The sequence below is a fragment of the Cupriavidus cauae genome (genome assembly GCF_008632125.1).
Lineage (GTDB): Bacteria > Pseudomonadota > Gammaproteobacteria > Burkholderiales > Burkholderiaceae > Cupriavidus > Cupriavidus cauae.
Genome location: NZ_VWRN01000023.1, coordinates 138850 through 156664, shown reverse-complemented (window position 1 = coordinate 156664; position 17815 = coordinate 138850). Strand labels below are relative to the sequence as shown.

At 67.7% G+C, this 17815-nt stretch carries 15 protein-coding genes and 4 tRNA genes; 10 read left to right on the top strand and 9 right to left on the bottom strand.

Going from position 1 to position 17815, the window contains the following annotated elements; translation table 11 throughout:
* Nucleotides 1-23: 23 nt before the first annotated feature.
* Both efp and earP read right to left on the bottom strand, forming a co-directional pair.
* Nucleotides 24-584, bottom strand: coding sequence for an elongation factor P (gene efp, locus F1599_RS07820; RefSeq protein ID WP_006578548.1), 561 nt, complete (start codon nt 582-584; stop codon nt 24-26).
* 175 nt (nt 585-759) lie between these two features.
* The gene (earP, locus tag F1599_RS07815; RefSeq protein ID WP_150082684.1) at nt 760-2067 is read right to left on the bottom strand and encodes an elongation factor P maturation arginine rhamnosyltransferase EarP; all 1308 of its coding nucleotides are present in this window, start codon (nt 2065-2067) and stop codon (nt 760-762) included.
* Between the two features lie 178 nt (nt 2068-2245).
* Between earP and uvrC the strand changes: the two genes are divergently transcribed.
* The 6 genes from uvrC (at nt 2246) to ybaL (ending at nt 7535) form a co-directional block, all read left to right on the top strand.
* Entirely contained in the window at nt 2246-4507 is a 2262-nt protein-coding gene (gene uvrC, locus F1599_RS07810) for an excinuclease ABC subunit UvrC (RefSeq protein WP_223819525.1), read from the top strand.
* Nucleotides 4508-4749: 242 nt separating this feature from the next.
* Nucleotides 4750-5349 (top strand): CDP-diacylglycerol--glycerol-3-phosphate 3-phosphatidyltransferase, encoded by a 600-nt coding sequence (gene pgsA, locus F1599_RS07805; RefSeq protein WP_150082683.1) that lies wholly within the window; start codon nt 4750-4752, stop codon nt 5347-5349.
* 159 nt (nt 5350-5508) lie between these two features.
* Nucleotides 5509-5584: transfer RNA gene (locus tag F1599_RS07800), tRNA-Gly, on the top strand.
* 54 nt (nt 5585-5638) lie between these two features.
* A tRNA-Gly gene (locus tag F1599_RS07795) sits at nt 5639-5714 on the top strand.
* A 104-nt stretch (nt 5715-5818) separates the two neighbouring features.
* Nucleotides 5819-5892: transfer RNA gene (locus tag F1599_RS07790), tRNA-Cys, on the top strand.
* A 410-nt stretch (nt 5893-6302) separates the two neighbouring features.
* Nucleotides 6303-7535 (top strand): YbaL family putative K(+) efflux transporter, encoded by a 1233-nt coding sequence (gene ybaL, locus F1599_RS07785; RefSeq protein WP_149317048.1) that lies wholly within the window; start codon nt 6303-6305, stop codon nt 7533-7535.
* A 185-nt stretch (nt 7536-7720) separates the two neighbouring features.
* On the opposite strand, the gene F1599_RS07780 is transcribed toward ybaL, so the two are convergent.
* The gene (locus F1599_RS07780) at nt 7721-8650 is read right to left on the bottom strand and encodes a LysR family transcriptional regulator (RefSeq protein WP_150082682.1); all 930 of its coding nucleotides are present in this window, start codon (nt 8648-8650) and stop codon (nt 7721-7723) included.
* A 101-nt stretch (nt 8651-8751) separates the two neighbouring features.
* On the opposite strand from F1599_RS07780, the gene F1599_RS07775 reads away from it, so the two are divergent.
* Nucleotides 8752-9852, top strand: coding sequence for a YeiH family protein (locus tag F1599_RS07775; RefSeq protein ID WP_150082681.1), 1101 nt, complete (start codon nt 8752-8754; stop codon nt 9850-9852).
* 249 nt (nt 9853-10101) lie between these two features.
* Here F1599_RS07775 and F1599_RS07770 read toward each other — a convergent pair.
* A tRNA-Leu gene (locus tag F1599_RS07770) sits at nt 10102-10188 on the bottom strand.
* A 180-nt stretch (nt 10189-10368) separates the two neighbouring features.
* Between F1599_RS07770 and F1599_RS07765 the strand changes: the two genes are divergently transcribed.
* Nucleotides 10369-10743, top strand: a complete 375-nt coding sequence (locus F1599_RS07765) for a hypothetical protein (protein ID WP_149317051.1) — start codon at nt 10369-10371, stop codon at nt 10741-10743.
* A 156-nt stretch (nt 10744-10899) separates the two neighbouring features.
* Entirely contained in the window at nt 10900-11307 is a 408-nt protein-coding gene (locus F1599_RS07760) for a heme-binding protein (protein WP_149317052.1), read from the top strand.
* 127 nt (nt 11308-11434) lie between these two features.
* Here F1599_RS07760 and F1599_RS07755 read toward each other — a convergent pair whose 3' ends face one another.
* The 4 genes from F1599_RS07755 to F1599_RS07740 all read right to left on the bottom strand — a co-directional run bounded on the left by F1599_RS07755 (nt 11435) and on the right by F1599_RS07740 (nt 13917).
* On the bottom strand, nt 11435-11779 hold the full coding sequence (locus F1599_RS07755; protein WP_150082680.1) for a hemin uptake protein HemP: 345 nt from the start codon (nt 11777-11779) through the stop codon (nt 11435-11437).
* A 245-nt stretch (nt 11780-12024) separates the two neighbouring features.
* On the bottom strand, nt 12025-12438 hold the full coding sequence (locus tag F1599_RS07750) for an ExbD/TolR family protein (RefSeq protein WP_149317054.1): 414 nt from the start codon (nt 12436-12438) through the stop codon (nt 12025-12027).
* A 38-nt stretch (nt 12439-12476) separates the two neighbouring features.
* Nucleotides 12477-13205 (bottom strand): MotA/TolQ/ExbB proton channel family protein, encoded by a 729-nt coding sequence (locus F1599_RS07745; protein ID WP_149317055.1) that lies wholly within the window; start codon nt 13203-13205, stop codon nt 12477-12479.
* A gap of 46 nt (nt 13206-13251) precedes the next feature.
* Nucleotides 13252-13917, bottom strand: a complete 666-nt coding sequence (locus F1599_RS07740) for an energy transducer TonB (protein WP_149317056.1) — start codon at nt 13915-13917, stop codon at nt 13252-13254.
* A 579-nt stretch (nt 13918-14496) separates the two neighbouring features.
* On the opposite strand from F1599_RS07740, the gene F1599_RS07735 reads away from it, so the two are divergent.
* A complete protein-coding gene (locus tag F1599_RS07735) occupies nt 14497-16797 on the top strand; it encodes an AAA family ATPase (protein ID WP_149317057.1) in 2301 nt (766 codons plus the stop codon).
* A gap of 147 nt (nt 16798-16944) precedes the next feature.
* On the opposite strand, the gene murI is transcribed toward F1599_RS07735, so the two are convergent.
* Complete coding sequence (gene murI / locus F1599_RS07730) at nt 16945-17793, bottom strand: glutamate racemase (RefSeq protein WP_150082679.1); 849 nt, start codon at nt 17791-17793, stop codon at nt 16945-16947.
* Between the last annotated feature and the right edge of the window lie 22 nt (nt 17794-17815).

Below are 17815 nucleotides of genomic sequence, written 5' to 3'. Positions count from 1 at the left end.
CGCGAGGGTCCGTCTGCCTCGCCTTAGTTGGCGCGGCTGCGGTATTCGCCGGTACGGGTGTCGATTTCGATCTTGTCGCCGATATTGCAGAACAGCGGCACCTGCAGTTCGAAGCCGGTATTGATCTTGGCGTTCTTCAGCACCTTGCCCGACGAGGTATCGCCCTTGACGGCGGGCTCGGTGTAGACGATCTCGCGCACCAGCGTGGTCGGCATTTCGACCGAGATGGCCTTGTCGTTGTAGAACACCACTTCGACGTTCATGCCGTCTTCGAGGTAGTGCAGGGCATCGCCCATGTTGTCGCTTTCGACTTCGTACTGGTTGTAGTCGGCGTCCATGAACACGTACATCGGGTCGGCGAAGTACGAGTAGGTGCATTCCTTGCGATCCAGCACGACCACTTCGAACTTGTCGTCGGCCTTGAACACGGCCTCGCCCGGTGCGTCGGTCAGCAGGTTCTTGTACTTCATCTTGACGACCGCGGCGTTGCGGCCCGACTTGTTGTACTCGGCCTTCTGCACGACCATCGGATCGGCACCGATCATGAACACGTTACCGACGCGGAGTTCCTGTGCGGTTTTCATCTGAACTAATCTTCCTGAATTAAAAATGTCTGGGAGTTCGGCGTGGCGAGGGCGCGCCGGGGCGGCGCGTTCGCGATCCGTGCTCAGTTCCGCGCGGGGCCCGCAGGCTCGGACGCCGTCAGGCGCCGTGCGGGCAACCCAGGATTTCCAGCCCGGTCGCCATCAAATCAACCCGCTATTTTACCCGACTTTCGCAAAACGCTACGAGGTTCGCTGCGAGATCGCCCAGCGCGGCCAGGCTGTGCTGCCAGCGCTGCGCCGTGCGCGCCAGGCCGGGTAGCGCGTCGCGCAGGCCGTCCCACGCGGCCGCGATGTCCTCGGGCGGCGCGGCGCCGTTCCACACATGCCAGAAGCGCGTCATCGCCTCGGCGTGGGCCGGCTCGCCGATCTGCTGCCGATACAGCGCCAGGAAGGCGTCCAGCTTGACGCGATGGGCGTCGTCGGCCTGCGGATAGATGTGCCAGACGAAGGGGCGCGCGGCCCATTGGGCGCGCACGAACGAGTCCTCGCCGCGAACGAAGTTGACATCGCAGGCCCACAGCAATTCGTCGAACTGCTCCTGGGGCAGGAAAGGCACCTGCTGCAGATGCAGCCGGCCCAAGGTGCAGGCCGCCCCGGGCGACGCTGCCGCCGCGGCGTCCGTGCCCGCCCAGGCGAACGCCTGCTGCGCCGCCGGGCCGGACGGCATCAGGCACTGCACCGGCTCGTCGCCGTCGCGCCAGCGGGCCAGCAGCGCCGGCAGCGCCGGGTTTGGGTAAGCGAACAGGCTGACCCGGCGCGCGCCGTCGATCGGCGTGACGCCGAGCCGATGCCACAGCCGCGCCTGTGCTGCCGGCGAGTCCGTAAAGCTGCGCCGCTGCATGGCGAGCAGCGATTCGCGCAGCACGCCGCCGGTGCCCGGCTCGAAGCCGGGGAAGAAGAAGTACTTGACCAGCGGCAGGCGCGGATGCGGCGACGCCATGCCGTGATGCTCGCGCACCCAGGGCTCGGCGCTCAGGTATTCGAGATTGACCCACACCGGCTTGCGCGGCGCCTGCGCCATCCGGGCGACGAAGGCCGGCGGCAGCTCGCAGGCGAAGGCCTCGATCACCGCGTCGTGCGGCGCGATGTCGCCCATCGACTCGCCCGCTGACTTGCCTGCCGACTTGCCTGCCAACTCGCCAGCCGACTCGCCAGCCGACTCGCCAGCCGACTCGCCGACGGTCTCTCCGGCCGTTTGGCCTCCGGACTCGCCCGCCGGCCCGCCCAGCCCCTCGTCGCTGCCCGCGACCCAGCGGCGGACCTCGACGCCGGCCAGGCGCTGGCGGTCGGCAGCGGGATCGATGGCCGGCGCCAGGCGCGCAAAGCTGGCCAGATCGTCGACCCACAACCGCACGGCGTGGCCATGCTCCTGCGCGAGTTGGCGGGCCAGCCGCCAGCAGACACCGATGTCGCCGAAGTTGTCGATCACGGTGCAGAAGATGTCCCAGGAGCGGATGGTCATAGGGAAGTCGGCCGTTTCCGGCGCGGGCCAGGCCCGGTGAGGCGAAGGCGGGGCCGCCGGTTTGGCAGGAGGCGGGCGGAATTGCTCTAAACTTGCGATTTTAGAGCCCCGCGAGCCTTCGCGCGTGCAGCGCGTCACGTTTGCGGCGGCCCCTCGCATGTCCCTGCCGCCTTCCCCGATGTCACGTCCGGATCCGCAACCCACTGGCACGCCCGCCGAGGTCGAGCCGCGCATCGACACGCCTGCCGAGGCCGAGCCGCACCTCGACGCGCCCGAGCCAGGGCCCGACACGCCCGGGTCGACGTCGCCCGCCGCCAGGGCTTCGTCGGCCGACGCTTCGGTCGCACCCGCGAAGGCCGGTGCACCGCGGCAGGAGCCGCAGCGCAAGCCGGAGCAGGGGCCGGAGCAGGGGCCGGAGCTTGAACAGGAATCGGAGCAGGAAAGCCACTTCGACCCTCGCCCCGTGATCGCCGCGCTGCCGGGCCTGCCCGGCGTCTACCGCTATTACGACGCGGCCGGCGGCGTGCTCTATGTCGGCAAGGCGCGCGACCTGAAGAAGCGCGTCTCGAGCTATTTCAACAAGACCCAGCTGTCGCCGCGCATCGCGATGATGGTGTCGCGCATCGCCCGCATCGAGACCACGGTGGTCCGCAGCGAGGCCGAGGCGCTGCTGCTCGAGAACAACCTGATCAAGGCGCTGACGCCGCGCTACAACATCCTGTTCCGCGACGACAAGTCGTACCCCCTGCTGAAGCTGTCGGCGCATCGCTATCCGCGCATGGCGTACTACCGCGGCGCGACCGATCGGCGCCACCAGTATTTCGGCCCGTTCCCGAGCGCGCATGCGGTGCGCGAGAGCATGCAGATCCTGCAGAAGGTGTTCCAGCTGCGGACCTGCGAGGACACCGTCTTCAACAACCGCACCCGGCCGTGCCTGCTGCACCAGATCCACCGCTGCACGGCGCCCTGCGTCGGCGCGATCAGCGAGGAGGATTACGCGCGCGACGTGGGCAACGCCGCGCGCTTCCTGCAGGGCCGACAGAAGGAGGTGCTCGAAGGCCTGCAGCAGAAGATGGAGCAGCACGCCGAGCGGCTCGAGTTCGAGCAGGCCGCCGCCGTGCGCGACCAGATCGGCGCGCTGTCGACGGTGCTCAAGCGCCAGGCCGTCGAGGAAGTGGGGCAGAGCAGCGATATCGATATCCTGGCCGTCGCGGTGCAGGGCGGACGCGCCTGCGTCAACCTGGCGATGGTTCGCGGCGGCCGCCATCTGGGCGACAAGGCGTACTTCCCCGCGCATGTCGAGGAGGCCGCGATGATCGTCGACGAGGAGGCCGAGGACGTCGTTGCCACGGCCGAGGGCGGCGCGCCGTCCGATCCGGCCAATCCGGTCAATCTGGTCGAACCTGCCGAACCCGCCGAACCTGCCGAACCTGCCGAGGCGGCCGCGCCTGCGGCGTCGGGCGCCGCGACGGCCGAGCGCGTCGCCGCCAACGTGCTGGCCGCCTTCATGGCGCAGCACTATCTCGATCAGCCGGTGCCGCCGATCCTGGTGGTCAGTCACGCGCCGGCCGACGGCGCGCTGATGGAGGCGCTGACGATGCAGGCTGGCCGCCGCATCACGCTGGTGCGCCAGCCGCAGGGCCAGCGGCGCGCGTGGCTGGAGATGGCGCAGCAGGGCGCGGCCCTGGCGCTGGCACGGCGCCTGGCGGAGCAGGGCAGCCAGGAGGCTCGCACGCGGGCGCTGGCGGAGACCATCGGCATCGAGCTCGACGATCTGGGCGCGCTGCGGGTCGAATGCTTCGACATCAGCCATACCGCCGGCGAGGCGACGCAGGCCTCGTGCGTGGTGTTCCATCACCATGCGATGCAGAACAGCGAATACCGCCGCTACAACATCGACGGCATCACGCCCGGCGACGACTATGCGGCGATGCGCCAGGTGCTGACGCGCCGCTATCAGAAGCTGGTCGAGCGCAGCCAGGAGGACAGCGCCGCGATGCCGCATATCGTGCTGATCGACGGCGGCAAGGGGCAGGTCGAGGTCGCGCGCCAGGTGTTCGAGGAGCTCGGTCTCGATATCGGGCTGCTGGTCGGCGTGGCCAAGGGCGAAGGCCGCAAGGTCGGCCTCGAGACGCTGGTGTTCGCCGACGGCCGGCCCGCGCTGGAACTGGGGCAGGGCAGCGCGGCGCTGATGCTGGTGGCGCAGATCCGCGACGAGGCGCACCGCTTCGCCATCACCGGCATGCGCGCGCGCCGTGCGAAGACGCGGACCACCTCGCGGCTGGAGGAGATCGAAGGAATCGGCGCGCGCCGGCGGCAGAAGCTGCTGACCCGTTTCGGCGGCATCCGCGGCGTGATGGCGGCGAGCGTCGACGAGCTCGCCAGCGTCGACGGGATTTCGGGCGCGCTGGCCGAGGAAATCTACCGGCAGTTGCACTGACGCGGCGTCCGGTTGCGGTGACCGGTTGCGGTGACCGGTCGCGGCATCCGGTTGTGGGACGCCGGTGGCCGCACTCCGGTCGTGGCCCCCCGGTTGCAGGTCCGCCATGGGTTCGGCCGCCGATACCGGCCACCGCCGGCGCGGAACGTGATCGGTCGTCCCCGCTTCGAGAAATGCTCAATTGATGTCGGAATCGGCGACAATCGCGTGATTGTCCCGTCTTCGACCCTGCCGATCCGCCTATGCCGCTGAATATTCCGATCCTGCTGACCTGGCTGCGCGTGGCCATGATCCCGCTCGTGGTCGGCGTCTTCTATCTGCCCGATGCCTGGCTGTCGATGCCCGCCAAGAACCTGACGGCGGCCGTGTTCTTCATCGTGGCGGCGGCCACGGACTGGCTCGACGGATTCCTGGCGCGGCGCTGGAACCAGACCTCGTCGTTCGGCGCCTTCCTCGACCCGGTTGCCGACAAGCTGATGGTCGCCGCTGCGCTGCTGTCGCTGCTCGCGCTGGACCGCGTCAGCGATCTGATCGCCCTGGTGATCATCGGGCGCGAGATCACCATTTCGGCGCTGCGGGAGTGGATGGCGCAGATCGGTGCCTCCAAGAGCGTCGCCGTCAATTTCCTGGGCAAGCTCAAGACCACGTTCCAGATGATCGCGATCCCGCTGCTGCTGTTCGATGCGCCGCTGTTCGGCATCGACGCCGGCATGCTGGGCGGCTGGCTGATCTATGTGGCGGCGGTGCTCACCCTTTGGTCGATGTTCTATTACATGAAGCTGGCCTGGCCGCAGATCCGGGAGCGCAGCGCGGCGGCCGCGCGGGCCGCGGCGCAAAAGTGAGGATCAGTGCAAAAATATGCTTGACTTCATTGTCGGATGTTTGCATAATTTCGTTCTCGCTTCTGACGAAACAAAACGAACGAAGCGAGATGCAGCAAGAAGCGGTCTATATGCAGTGATTTAGCACCGTGTTGTTGCAAGTGCAGTACGCAGGACACTGCGGGAGTAGCTCAGTTGGTAGAGCGCAACCTTGCCAAGGTTGAGGTCGCGAGTTCGAGACTCGTCTCCCGCTCCAGATTTTTCTGGTCGATCCGGTAGCGAATTCCGGGTTTGCCGCAGCAGGTGTCATGCGGGAGTAGCTCAGTTGGTAGAGCGCAACCTTGCCAAGGTTGAGGTCGCGAGTTCGAGACTCGTCTCCCGCTCCAGTCCGAAAGGGAAGCAGCGCTTCCCTTTTTAGTTTGCGATGCTGCCGCATCGGCCTCCGGCGCCCGGAAGCCGCAGCGGCTACAATCCAGCATCCAGGTCACCCGGCGGGGTGGCAGAGTGGTTATGCAGCGGCCTGCAAAGCCGTGTACGCCGGTTCGATTCCGACCCCCGCCTCCATCGATCTTCCCCCTCTGTTGCGCCCGATCCGCGGCGCCCGATCCGCGGTTTTCGCCGCCGATCCCGTGCCCTCGCGGGCATTCACAGCGGTCTCTCGCTGACTTTTCTCTGTCTCTGCGCGGCGTTTTTGCGGTCTTATCGCGGCTTTACCGCGTGGCTCGCGTGATACATTACGTCTATCGCACCAGTCGTCGCCGTTGCTGGACCATGCTGGCAACGTGCCCAGGCCTCGCGCCCCGGGCACCGCTGCCGGTGGCGACGACTCCCATTCGGTTTCATTTCCGCAGACTGTCCGCCCGGGCGGCGCCGGCACCAGGCCCCGTCGATGGCGGCGTGTCCGCGTCGATCGGGACCGGATCGCCGTTCGACTTCCCGGCGCCATGCCGGCCATCAGAAGGAAACCACCACGCATGCATCACGCTACTCCGCTCATCAGCACCATCGTCGGCGGCATTGTCCTGGCATTTGTCCTCGGTGCGTTGGCGGGGCGTTTACGGTTGCCGCCCTTGATCGGCTACCTGTGCGCGGGCGTGGTGGTCGGACCGCATACGCCGGGCTATACCGCCGACCAGGCGCTGGCGCCGGAGCTGGCCGAGCTGGGGGTGATCCTGCTGATGTTCGGCGTGGGCCTGCATTTCTCGATCCGCGACCTGATGGCGGTGCGCAAGATCGCGATCCCCGGCGCGGTGGCGCAGATCGGCATCGCGACACTGCTTGGCATGGGCGTCGCCTGGGGCTTCGGCTGGAGTTGGGGCCAGGGCCTGGTCTACGGGCTGGCCCTGTCGGTCGCCAGTACCGTGGTGCTGCTGAAGGCCTTGCAGGATCGCGATCTGGTCGACAGCGAGCAGGGCCGCATCGCGGTCGGCTGGCTGGTGGTCGAGGATCTGGCGATGGTGCTCGCGCTGGTGCTGCTGCCGGCGCTGTCCGGCCTGCTGGTGCCGGCCGGTGCCAGCGGGGAGGCGCCGGCGGCCAGCGTCACGGACATCCTGCTGACGGTGTCGCTGACGCTCGGCAAGGTCGCGGCCTTTGTCGCCGTGATGCTGGTGATCGGCCGCCGCTTCATTCCGTGGATGCTCGAGCGCATCGTCTGGACCGGCAGCCGCGAACTGTTCCGCCTGGGCGTGCTGGCGACCGCGCTCGGCGTCGCCTTCGGCGCCTATTCGCTGTTCGGCGTGTCGTTCGCGCTGGGCGCGTTCTTTGCCGGCATGGTGCTGGCCGAGTCCGAATTCAGCCATCGCGCGGCCGAGGAATCGCTGCCGCTGCGCGACGCCTTCGCGGTGCTGTTCTTCGTCTCGGTCGGCATGCTGTTCGACCCGATGGTGCTGGTGCGCGATCCGTGGGGCGTGCTGGCGACCGTATCGATCATCGTGGTCGGCAAGTCGGTGGCAGCCCTCGGCATCGTGCGGATGTTCGGTTATTCGAACCGGACCGGCATGACGATCGCCGCCAGCCTGGCGCAGATCGGCGAGTTCTCCTTCATTCTGGCCAGCCTCGGCGTGTTCCTGCAGATCCTGCCGGAACGCGCGCAAAGCCTGATCCTGGCGGGCGCCTTGCTGTCGATCGTGCTCAACCCGCTGCTGTTCCGCTGGCTGGACCGCTATGTGGCGCGCCAGAGCGAGGCGGGCGAGGCGCAGGCGGCCTGACGATCCGGCGGGGGCCGCGTCCGGGCCTCCTGATAGGCCCCCGATTGGCCCCCCGAATGGCCTGCCGCTTGGCACGCCGATCGGTTCGCCGCGTGGATCGCCGAGCGGTTCGCCGCGTGGATCGCCGAGCGGCTCGCCGCGTGGATCGCCGAGCGGCTCGCCGCGTGGATCGCCGATCGGTTCGCTCATCCTTCCCGCTTTTCCACTTCTTCCAGTTCCAGTTGTGGCGCCGTCCGGCGCAGGTATTCGGTAAAGGCCAGCAGGCCCTGGGTCGGATACTTGTCCCGATGGACCACCAGGTGCCAGGGCCGCACCAGCCGCGGCAGGCCGCGGCGCAGCGCCACCAGCGTGCCGCGCTCCAGCTCGTCGCGCACCACATGCAGCGACAGGCAGCTGACACCAAAGCCGCTCATCACCGCGCGCTTGATCGCTTCGGCGTTGCCGAGCTCCAGCGCAAAGCGCAGCGGCCCGAGCAGCGGGGCAAGCCGTTGCTCGACGATCTCGCGCGTCCCCGAGCCGCGCTCCCGCACCAGCCAGTCCGCCTCGCGCAGCGCCCCCAGATCGCCATCGGCCTGTGCCAACGGATGCCCGGCGCCCACGACCACCACCATCTCGTCGTCGCACCAATGCACGCTGGTCAGCTCGCGCTCGTGGCAGGTGCCCTCGATCAGCCCGATATCGGCTTCCAGCCGCAACAGCTCCTGCAGCACGTCATGGGTATTGCCGATGCGCAGGTCCAGCGCGCAGGGCTGTTGCTGCGCCTGACGGAAGCCGGTCAGCAGGGCGGGCAGCAGATAGCTGCCGATGGTGTTGCTGGCGGCGATGCGCAACTGCACGCCGGCGTCGGCGGCGAAGCGTTCCAGCTCGTGCGCCTGATCCAGCAGCGACAGCGCGCGCGGGAAGAACTGCCGTCCGGTTTCGTTGATGGTCAGCCGTTTGGCGATGCGGTCGAACAGGCGCCGGTCCAGTGCACGTTCCAGGTCGGCCAGCGCGGCGCTGACGGCGGACTGCGACATCGCCACCGCATCGGCGGCGGCGGTCGTGCTGCCGTGCTGGACCACGGCGACGAAAACGGCGAGCTGACGCAGCGTCAGCCGCAAGGGGCGATGTTGCATATCTATAAACCAGGTAAGAAGTAACGATATTACCTGTTTTACAGATGAGAGGTCGGTTGTTACGCTGGCGTCATTCTCCACGCCCATGTCGTCCCTGCGCCATGCCGACCACCTCGATTCCTGCCGCCGCCCCCGCTACCGCCCCAGCCCGCGCCATTTCCTGGCGTTATCGACTGCTGACGCTTGCGCCGCTTGGCGCGATTGCGTGGCTCGCGCTGGTCCTGTCCGGGCTGCCGGCGCTGTCGCAATTGGGCGTCAGCCCGCTGATGCTCGCCATGTGCGCCGGCATGGTCGCCTGCAATACCTTGCCGCGCCACTGGCTGGCGCCGCTGGCGCCGGGCATGCAGCTGGCCCGGCAGACGTTGCTGCGGCTGGGCGTGGCGCTGTACGGCCTGCGGCTGACCTTCGGCTCGATCGAGGCGCTCGGTGTCGGCGGTGTGGTGGCGCCGTTGCTGATGTTGGCGGCGACGCTGTGCGTCGGAGTCTGGGTCGGCACCCGGTGGCTTGGCCTGACCCGCCGCGAGGCGGTGGTGGTCAGCGCGGGCAGCGCGGTGTGCGGCGCGGCGGCCGCGATCGCGGTCGCCTCGATCGCGCGCACCGACGACCGGCAGACCGCGGTCGCGGTGGCCACAGTGGTGCTGTTCGGCACCGTCGGCATGCTGCTGTATCCCTATCTGTATGAACTGGTGACCAACGTCTGGCACTGGCAGGTCGGCGAGCGCGCCTTCGGCATCTATACGGGCGCCACGCTGCACGAGGTCGCGCAGGTGATCGTCGCCGGCAAGGCGGTCGGCGAGACGGCGGGCGATGCCGCCGTGCTGGCCAAGATGGTTCGTGTGCTGGCGCTCGGCCCGTTGCTGCTGATCCTGGCGCTGTGGCCGCGTGCCGAGGACCGGGCGCAGGGTGCAACGGCCGGCCGCCGCGGCATCGACTGGGCCCGGATCCGGGCGGCGATCCCCTGGTTCGCGCTCGGCTTCGTCGCCGTGCTGGCGATAAACTCCTTCGGCCTGGTGCCGAGCGAATGGAAGCGGGGTCTGGTTGCCTTCGACAACTGGCTGCTGGCCTGCGCGATGTTGGCGATCGGCCTGCATACGCGGATCGGCGACCTGCTGCGCGCCGGCCGCAGGCCGATGCTGCTGGCCGCGCTGCTGTTCGTCTTCCTGCTCGGTGCCGGCGCGCTGCTGTGCGCGGTGCTTCTGTGACGAGCGATCGAGTCCGTCGGCAGGAGCGATGAGGGATAGGGGGGTGGCGGGCGGGGCTGCAATGGCCCCGCATCGGCTTGGCGCCGCCCGGTCGCGCGGCAAGGTGCTACCCGCCTGCGACGTCAGGTGCCGCCGGGGTGCGAGGCAAGGTACTACCGGATTCAGGCCAGGGTGATACCGGAATGTGGGTAAGGTGCCAAAGGGGCGCGGGTAGTACCGTAGAAGTACGGCGGGGGCTTGCGGCGTGGTTGGTGCGGCCGACGGGACTCGAACCCGTAAGCCCGGAAAGGCGGCAGATTTTAAGTCTGCTGAGTCTACCAATTTCTCCACGGCCGCACGGCAAGCCCGGTATTGTGGGCGGTCGCCGCCCGGGACGCAAGCGCCGCATGATCGCTCTCGTACCCTTCCTGGCAAGGATGTTACTGGCGGTAACAATGTAGAACCCGCCGTTGCACCTGTGATCTAGCCCGGGCCTAGAATACGGGTATCAAGATCAACCTTGCGAGGAGCAAGATCATGAAACGTTGGTTGCTCGCAGGGCTTGGCGTGCTGGCTGCGATGGCCTCAGGCGCCGCGATGGCCCGTGTCGACGTCGGCGTGGTGATCGGCGTGCCGGGCGTCGTGGTCGGCGGTCCCGCCTACTATCCCCCGCCGGCCTATGTCGCGCCGCCGCCCGTGGTAGTGGCGCCCGCGCCGGTCTATTACGGTCCGCCCCCGGTGGTGGTGCGGCCGGGTTACGGCTACTACGGTCCGCCGCCGCGCTATTACGGCCCGCCGCCGTCGCACTACTATGGCCCGCCGCGCTACTACGGCCATCCTGGCCGGCACTATCACGGCGGCCGGCACGGCCACTGGCATGGCGGTCACGGACATCGCCATCATCGCGACTAGATCGCCGAATCGACGATCCGGATCACAAGGGCCCCGCGGGGCCCTTTGCTTTTTTGGCATGGCTGTTTTGCCCGACAAAGGTGCCCGCGTCGTGGTCACCGAAGTGGTGCCGGCGCTATACTGCCGGCTCATTGTTTATCGATTCAGGAGAGTGGTATGCAGCAAAAGTCCGTGCTGACTGCGGAAGACGTGAAGAAGGTGATGGCCGCAGCCGAAGCCGAGGCCAAGGCCCATCACTGGGCCGTCTCGATCGCCATCGTCGATGACGGCGGCCATCTGCTGGCCCTGCAGCGGCTCGACGGCGCTGCGCCGATCTCCGCCTATATCGCGACCGAAAAGGCCCGCACCTCGGCGCTGGGCCGCCGCGAATCGAAGATCTACGAAGACATGATCAACAACGGCCGCAATTCGTTCATGACGGCGCCGGTGCTGCAGGGCATGCTGGAAGGCGGCGTGCCCATTATCGCCGGCGACCAGGTGGTCGGCGCGGTGGGCGTGTCGGGCGTCAAGTCCAGCGAGGATGCGCAGATCGGCCGTGCAGGCATTGCCGCGCTGGGTGTCTGATCCGGCGGCTTCGGCCTGATCGTTCTTCATCGGCCGCCGGCGGTTGCGGCGGCCGCGCCCGCTCCGTCCTGGAGCGGGTTGCCCGATGCCGGGATGCCGCGCGATGCGGCATGCCACGGCGGGCGGCTTACTTCGTCAGAATCAGTTTTCCGTAGCGCGTCTTGCGCAGCGTGTAGACCTCGCCGTTATGCAGGATCGGCAGCGTGGTCGCGCCCCGCATCAGCGCTTCCAGCGGCACCGCCTCGGCGGTCTGTGCGAGGGCCGCATGGGCAGCCGCATTGGCGCTGCGATTGTCGCGCACCAGCGCTTCGAGGCGGGCCACCGCCGACTTGACCGTCGCCATCGCCGAAGGCGCCGCAGTCTCGCGGCGCGCGTTCGGCGCCGGATTCTCGTTCACCACCACGCGGCGCAGCGACAGGCGGCGGCGGGTGACTTCGCGCGGTTGCGTCAGCGGCAAGGCTAGGGTGCTCATCGATGGGGCTCCTGTTCGGGGATGGTCGGTGTCACGGCGCCGGGAATGGAAAAGGTGGCTGCCGTCGTTCCGTTCATATTAAATGAGAATCGTTATCATTACAACGACTCTGTGCATGATATCGGGCGGCCGAAGGCAGCGCTGCCAAAAAACGCATTTGGTTTCATTCGAAACACAAAAGAAAAAGCCCCACCGCAGGGTGGGGCTTGGGGAAAGCGGCGCGGCACTGCGCGCCGCTGGGGGTCTTACTGCTTCGGCTCCGTGATGAAGCCGATCTTGCCGAGACCGCCGTGCTGCGCGGCGGCCATCACCTCGGCCACGCGCTCGTAGCGCACGTCGCGGTCGGCGCGCAGATGCAGCTCGGGCTGCGGCTGTTGCTGGGCCGCCTGCGCGATATTGTTCTGCAGCGTCGTGTCGTCGATCTCCTGCTGGTTCCAGAACACCTTGCCGGCCGCGTCGATCGACAGGTTGATGTTCTGCGGCTTGGGATCGTTGGGCTGATTGGTCGCACGCGGCAGGTCGATCTTGACCGCGTGATTGATCACCGGGATGGTGATGATGAAGATGATCAGCAGCACGAGCATGACGTCGACCAGCGGCGTCATGTTGATCTCGCTCATGACTGCGTCATCGTCATCGTCGAGAGTACCGAATGCCATGATGACTTCCTTTCGAGCGGAGGGCGGTCCGCGTCAGTTCAGTTCTTGACCGCGAGGCGCACCGCGTTGTCGTCGGCGGCGCGGGTGCCGGTCGGGCGCACGCGGGCGCCGGTGACGAAGTAGGCGTGCAGATCGTGCGCGAAGCGGTTCAGCTTCGAGATCACCGCCTTGTTGCCGCGCGTCAGCGCGTTGTAGCCGAGCACCGCGGGGATCGCCACGGCCAGGCCGAAGGCCGTCATGATCAGCGCTTCGCCGACCGGGCCGGCGACCTTGTCGATGGTCGGCACGCCCGAGGCGCCGATGCCGATCAGCGCGTGGTAGATGCCCCAGACGGTGCCGAACAGGCCGACGAACGGCGCGGTCGAGCCCACCGAGGCGAGGATGGCCAGGCCCGACTGCATGCGCGAAACGGCATCGTCGATCGCGCTCTTGAGCGAGCGGGTCAGCCAGTCGGAAATATCCATCACGTCATGCAGCTGCGGCTGGCTGGCGCGATGGTGCTGGGCCGCTTCCTTGCCGGTCAGCGCCAGCGTGCGGAACGGATTCGATTCGCTGCTGCCGAGCGTTTCGAGCGCATGGTCGAAATCGTCCGAATGCCAGAAGCGCTTTTCCGCGCCCTGCGCCATTTTCTTCAGGCGGACCAGATCCCACGCCTTGGTGAGAATCACGATCCATGACGCCAGCGACATGACGAGCAGAATGATGGCGGTCGCACGCATGACGAAATCGCCTTGCGCCCACAGATGGCTGAGTCCGAGGTCCTGCATGATGGTTCCTGGTAAGTCGTAAATCGTATGGAGGGTTCAGTTCAAATCAGTTCAGCTCGAAAGCGATCGGCTGCTGCGCGGTGACCGCGATCGCACGACCATTCTCGACATAAGGCTTGCAGCGCATCCGCTGGACCGCGTCGATCGCGGCCTGGTCCAGGCGCGACGAGCCGCTGGAGCTCACTACGGCGGTCTTGACGACCTTGCCGGTATCGTCGGTGGTCAGGCGCACCACGGTCTTGCCGGTCTCGCCCATCCGCCGCGATTGCGACGGGTAGGTCGGTTGCGGCGGCGTGCATTGAATCTCGCCGATCCCGACGGCGCGCGGACCGGTGGCGACCGGTGCCGGCTCGGGCGGCGGCGGAGGGGCGGGCGGAGCCGGTGGTGCGGGCGGCGCTTCCACCGCGGTCGGGGTCGGCGGCAGCGCCGGCGTCGGCTCGATGCGCGGCTCCGGCTTCGGTTGCGGCTTGGGCTGCGGCGTCGGCTTGGTGACCTTGACCTGCTTGGGCGGGGTCTCCGGTTTCGGCGTCGGCTTGGGCGGCTCCGGTGCCGGCTGCTGCGGCGGTTCCAGCGGAATGATACGGGCGATGATTTCGGGCGCGATCACCGCTTCGGTCATCTTGCGCGCGAGCCCACTCTGGATCAGATACAGCAGGCCGGCGTGGAAAAGCAGAACGGCAAGCGTGATCTTCAGGAAACGTTGATCGAACATGTGAGACAACAAATTTCGGCTAACCGGCGTTGCAGGCGCGGCCTTCCGCCCGAAGGCGGCTACGGTGTGTCGGGCGCGAGCGGCGCGGCGATTCGGCTGGTCTGCAGCCGTTCCAGCAATCTCTATTTACGGCGAAACAGCACCAGCGAAATACCGCAACCAACCAGCAGGCTAATCAGCAGTTCCATGATAAACGCTCCTTCAAAGTCAAAGCCCGGGGGAGCGCCACTCTCTGGCAGCGTGTCAGCGCGTGAGTATAAACGATAATGATTCCTATTTGTCGGCCTTCTCGCCACATAACCCTGCAGGAGAGCGGGTCGGCCTGGCGGCGCCGTGCGGGGTCGCCCCGACTAACTGCGCCCGGCAAAGCGAGCTAGCATACGAAAAAGGGGGCCGGTGAACTGGCAGGCGGCCCGCACGACAAAGGGTAAAGCAGGCGGAACAGCAGGCGATCGAGGTCAGTAAAAGAGCACGCGGCAGGAACAGCGGCAAAGCAGGCCGAGAACCAAGCGAAAAAAACGGCGAAGGAAGCGGCGGCGACGGTCCTCCGTCGCTCGTCCGGGACGAGGAGCCTTGCCCATGGATTTCACCCGCAGCATCGACGAGGACCGGCCGGCGCTGTTGCGCGCGGCCCCCGGGGCGGGCGCCACCACGGCGCTCGACTGGATGTGCGCCCAGTTCGCGCTGCGCGTGGTTTGCGCGCTCGGACCGCGTTTCAATCTGCGCAGCAATATCAACGACGTGCTGACGGTCAGCGCGCAGGAGTTGGTGTGGCCCTACGGCGTGGTGATGCGCGTGCAGCGGTTCCTCGCCGCGCGCTGCGCCGACATGCCGGCCTGGCGCGGCGCGGGCCGGCTGACTCCCGAGGAATTTCTCGAGCGGCACGGCCAGTGGAACAGCGCCTTCGACGAGGGGGCCCTGTTCTATTACCTGGACGAGTACGTCAAGCACCATGCCAAGGACATGTTCACCGTGTTCGAGGTCTCGGCCGCCGCGCTGGCGGCCCGGCTCGACGGCGAGCGCGTGCTGCTGGTCCGCAATATCGACATGCTCAGCCATGTGCTGGACCTGCCCGACCACGAGCGCAAGCTGCTGCTGTTCGCCGCGCTGGCCAAGTACAAGCGCGACCTGCGCGCGGTGATGGTCGACTGCAAGGTCGCGCACAGCCAGGAAGCCTTCCAGATCCTGGCCGGGCTCACCGGTGCCGCGCCGGCCCAGGTGGCGGCGTCGCTGCGGCCGGGCTCGCGGCTCGAGACGCTGAACCTGATCGAGCAGCCGCTGCCCGAAAACAGCGTGACCGATCTGGGCGACCTGATGCGGCTGTCGGACCGGCTGCTGCATGTGCTGCTCGGCAACTACGCCGACGAGGCCGAGATGATGGCGGTGTTCACGCGCCCGGCCGCGCCGCCGACGCTGTCGAGCACCGACTACCCCCATGTCGAGAGCGACGCCCGCTATCTGACCGCGCTGCTCGCCAACGCCACGCGCCAGCATGCCGAGGGCGTCAACGTGCTGATCTACGGGCCGCCCGGCACCGGCAAGACCGAGTTCGCGCGGCTGCTGGCGCGCGAGGCCGGCTGCGAGCTGTACGAGGTCGACTGCCTGGACCGCGACGGCAACAGCCTGTCGGGCAAGGACCGCTATCGCTCGCTGCAGGTCTCGCAGGCCTTCCTGCGCGGCCGCGCCAATACCGCGCTGCTGTTCGACGAAGTCGAGGACGTGTTCCCCGGCTCGGCGCGCGAGCTGATGAGCCTGTTCGGGCAGGAGGACACGCGTGCCTCGGTCAACGGCAAGGCCTGGGTCAACCAGACGCTCGAGCGCAATCCGGTGCCCGTGATCTGGATCTCCAACTCGATCCGGCAGATCGATCCCGCCTATCTGCGCCGCTTCCAGTTCCATCTGGAGCTGCGCATTCCGCCGCCTCAGGTGCGCGAGAACATCATCCGCAAGCACCTTGGCGGACTGGCGGTCGACGATGCCTTTATCGCGTCGCTGGCGGCGCGCCGCACGCTGACGCCGGCGCAGGTGCAATCGGCCGCGCGCTTCGTGCAGCTGGCCCAGCCCGGCATCGGCGAACCGGTCGAGACGCTGATCCTGCGCCAGCTCGAACACGCCGACCGCGCGATGGGACTGCGGCCCGAAGCGGAGACGCGGCCGGTGGTCACGCATTACCGGCTCGATCGGCTCAACCTGGAAACGCGCTATCGGGTCGAGCGGATCATCCAGGCGCTGCAGGCGCGGCGACGCGGCACGCTGTGTTTCTACGGCCCCCCGGGCACCGGCAAGACCGCCCTGGCCGAGCATATCGCCGCCGCGCTGGAGCTGCCGCTGATGATCCGGCGCGCTTCGGACCTGATGAGCAAGTACGTCGGCGAGACCGAGCAGCAGATCGCGGCGATGTTCGCGCGGGCCGAGGAAGACGGCGCGGTGCTGCTGCTCGACGAGGCCGACAGCTTCATGCAGAGCCGCCAGCAGGCGGTGCGCAATTACGAGGTGTCCGAGGTCAACGAGATGCTGCAGGGGATGGAGCGGTTCAACGGCATCTTCGTCTGCACCACCAATCTGTTCGACCGGCTCGACGAGGCCGCCTTGCGCCGCTTCTCCTTCAAGATCCGCTTCATGCCGCTGCTGCCGGCGCAGCGCGAATCGATGTTCGTCGACGAGGCGCTCGACGGCGATGCGTCCGCGCTGGACGATGCGATGCGGCGCGAACTGGCGGCGCTCGACGGCCTGACGCCGGGGGACTTCGCCACCGTCAAGCGGCAATGCGCGTTGCTGGGCGAAGCGCTGACGCCGGACGAATTCCTTGCCCAGCTGCGCCAGGAGCATGCGGTCAAGCCTGAGGTGCGGGAGCGTCGTCCGCTGGGCTTCGTGCGTTGATGTTGGGCAGGAGGGCGGGCAACGAGGCCCGCAACATGGCTGGCAGCGAAGCAGGCAATGAAGCTGGCAGCGAGGCTCGCAAAGAAGCAGCGGCGAGGCTCGGAACGAAGCAGGCACCAGCAGGGCAAGCAGCGCCCCGCCGTACCATCACAGCGAAATCGGCGCCGGTTCGATGACCACCGTTTCCGCCGCGGCATCGACATGCAGCAGCGCGCGCGCCATCCTGCGCAGATGTTCGGCGTCGCTGGTGGTGCAATAGCGCGCCACCGCGATCGGATTCGCGCCAGGTTCGATGCCCGTATTCCCGCCCATCCCGGCGTCCGCCGCCAGGCCGTGTTCGGCCAGCTTGCGCTGCAATTGCCGCGCGACCGCGACGCCGGTATCGATCAGCGTCATCCGCTCGCCGATCAGCTCGCGCACGGTCTCGCTCAGGAAGGGATAGTGGGTGCAGCCGAGCACCAGCGTATCGGCGCCGGCTTCGAGCATCGGCGCCAGGCAGGTCTGCAGCCGTTCGCGAACCAGCGGCCCGTCGACATCGCCTTGCTCGATCCTCGCCACCAGTCCGCCGCCGGGCTGGCAGACGAAGCGGCACTGGTCCTCCAGCGAATGCAGCAGCCGCGCGAACTTGTCGCTGGCGAGCGTATTGGCGGTGGCCAGCACGCCGACCACCTTGCTGCGGCTGGCCGCGACCGCCGGCTTCAATCCGGGCTCGACACCGACGATGGGCAAGGGCAGCCGCTCGCGCACCGCCTGGATGCCGTGCGCGGTGGCCGTATTGCAGGCCACCACCAGCGCCTTGCAGCCCTGCGCCGCCAGCCATTCGCAGGCCTGCAGCGTGCGCGCCTGCACGAAGGCCTGCGGCTTGTCGCCATAGGGTGCATAGCGCGAGTCGGCGAGATAGAGCAGGGTTTCGTGCGGCAGCAGCGCGCGGACCTCGCGCAGCACGGACAGGCCGCCGAGGCCGGAATCGAAGATGCCGATGGGGGACGGGGACACGGGAGGGCGGTGTGTGCTCCCT

Bases quoted from the DNA above. Each gene is read 5' to 3' on its own strand.
- ybaL (WP_149317048.1), top strand. From the start codon at position 6,303: ATGCATCACGCTACTCCGCTCATCAGCACCATCGTCGGCGGCATTGTC.
- F1599_RS07780 (WP_150082682.1), bottom strand. From the start codon at position 8,650: ATGCAACATCGCCCCTTGCGGCTGACGCTGCGTCAGCTCGCCGTTTTC.
- F1599_RS07740 (WP_149317056.1), bottom strand. From the start codon at position 13,917: ATGTTCGATCAACGTTTCCTGAAGATCACGCTTGCCGTTCTGCTTTTC.
- F1599_RS07745 (WP_149317055.1), bottom strand. From the start codon at position 13,205: ATGCAGGACCTCGGACTCAGCCATCTGTGGGCGCAAGGCGATTTCGTC.
- F1599_RS07750 (WP_149317054.1), bottom strand. From the start codon at position 12,438: ATGGCATTCGGTACTCTCGACGATGACGATGACGCAGTCATGAGCGAG.
- F1599_RS07775 (WP_150082681.1), top strand. From the start codon at position 8,752: ATGCCGACCACCTCGATTCCTGCCGCCGCCCCCGCTACCGCCCCAGCC.
- F1599_RS07755 (WP_150082680.1), bottom strand. From the start codon at position 11,779: ATGAGCACCCTAGCCTTGCCGCTGACGCAACCGCGCGAAGTCACCCGC.
- F1599_RS07735 (WP_149317057.1), top strand. From the start codon at position 14,497: ATGGATTTCACCCGCAGCATCGACGAGGACCGGCCGGCGCTGTTGCGC.
- uvrC (WP_223819525.1), top strand. From the start codon at position 2,246: ATGTCACGTCCGGATCCGCAACCCACTGGCACGCCCGCCGAGGTCGAG.
- pgsA (WP_150082683.1), top strand. From the start codon at position 4,750: ATGCCGCTGAATATTCCGATCCTGCTGACCTGGCTGCGCGTGGCCATG.
- earP (WP_150082684.1), bottom strand. From the start codon at position 2,067: ATGACCATCCGCTCCTGGGACATCTTCTGCACCGTGATCGACAACTTC.
- efp (WP_006578548.1), bottom strand. From the start codon at position 584: ATGAAAACCGCACAGGAACTCCGCGTCGGTAACGTGTTCATGATCGGT.
- F1599_RS07760 (WP_149317052.1), top strand. From the start codon at position 10,900: ATGCAGCAAAAGTCCGTGCTGACTGCGGAAGACGTGAAGAAGGTGATG.
- F1599_RS07765 (WP_149317051.1), top strand. From the start codon at position 10,369: ATGAAACGTTGGTTGCTCGCAGGGCTTGGCGTGCTGGCTGCGATGGCC.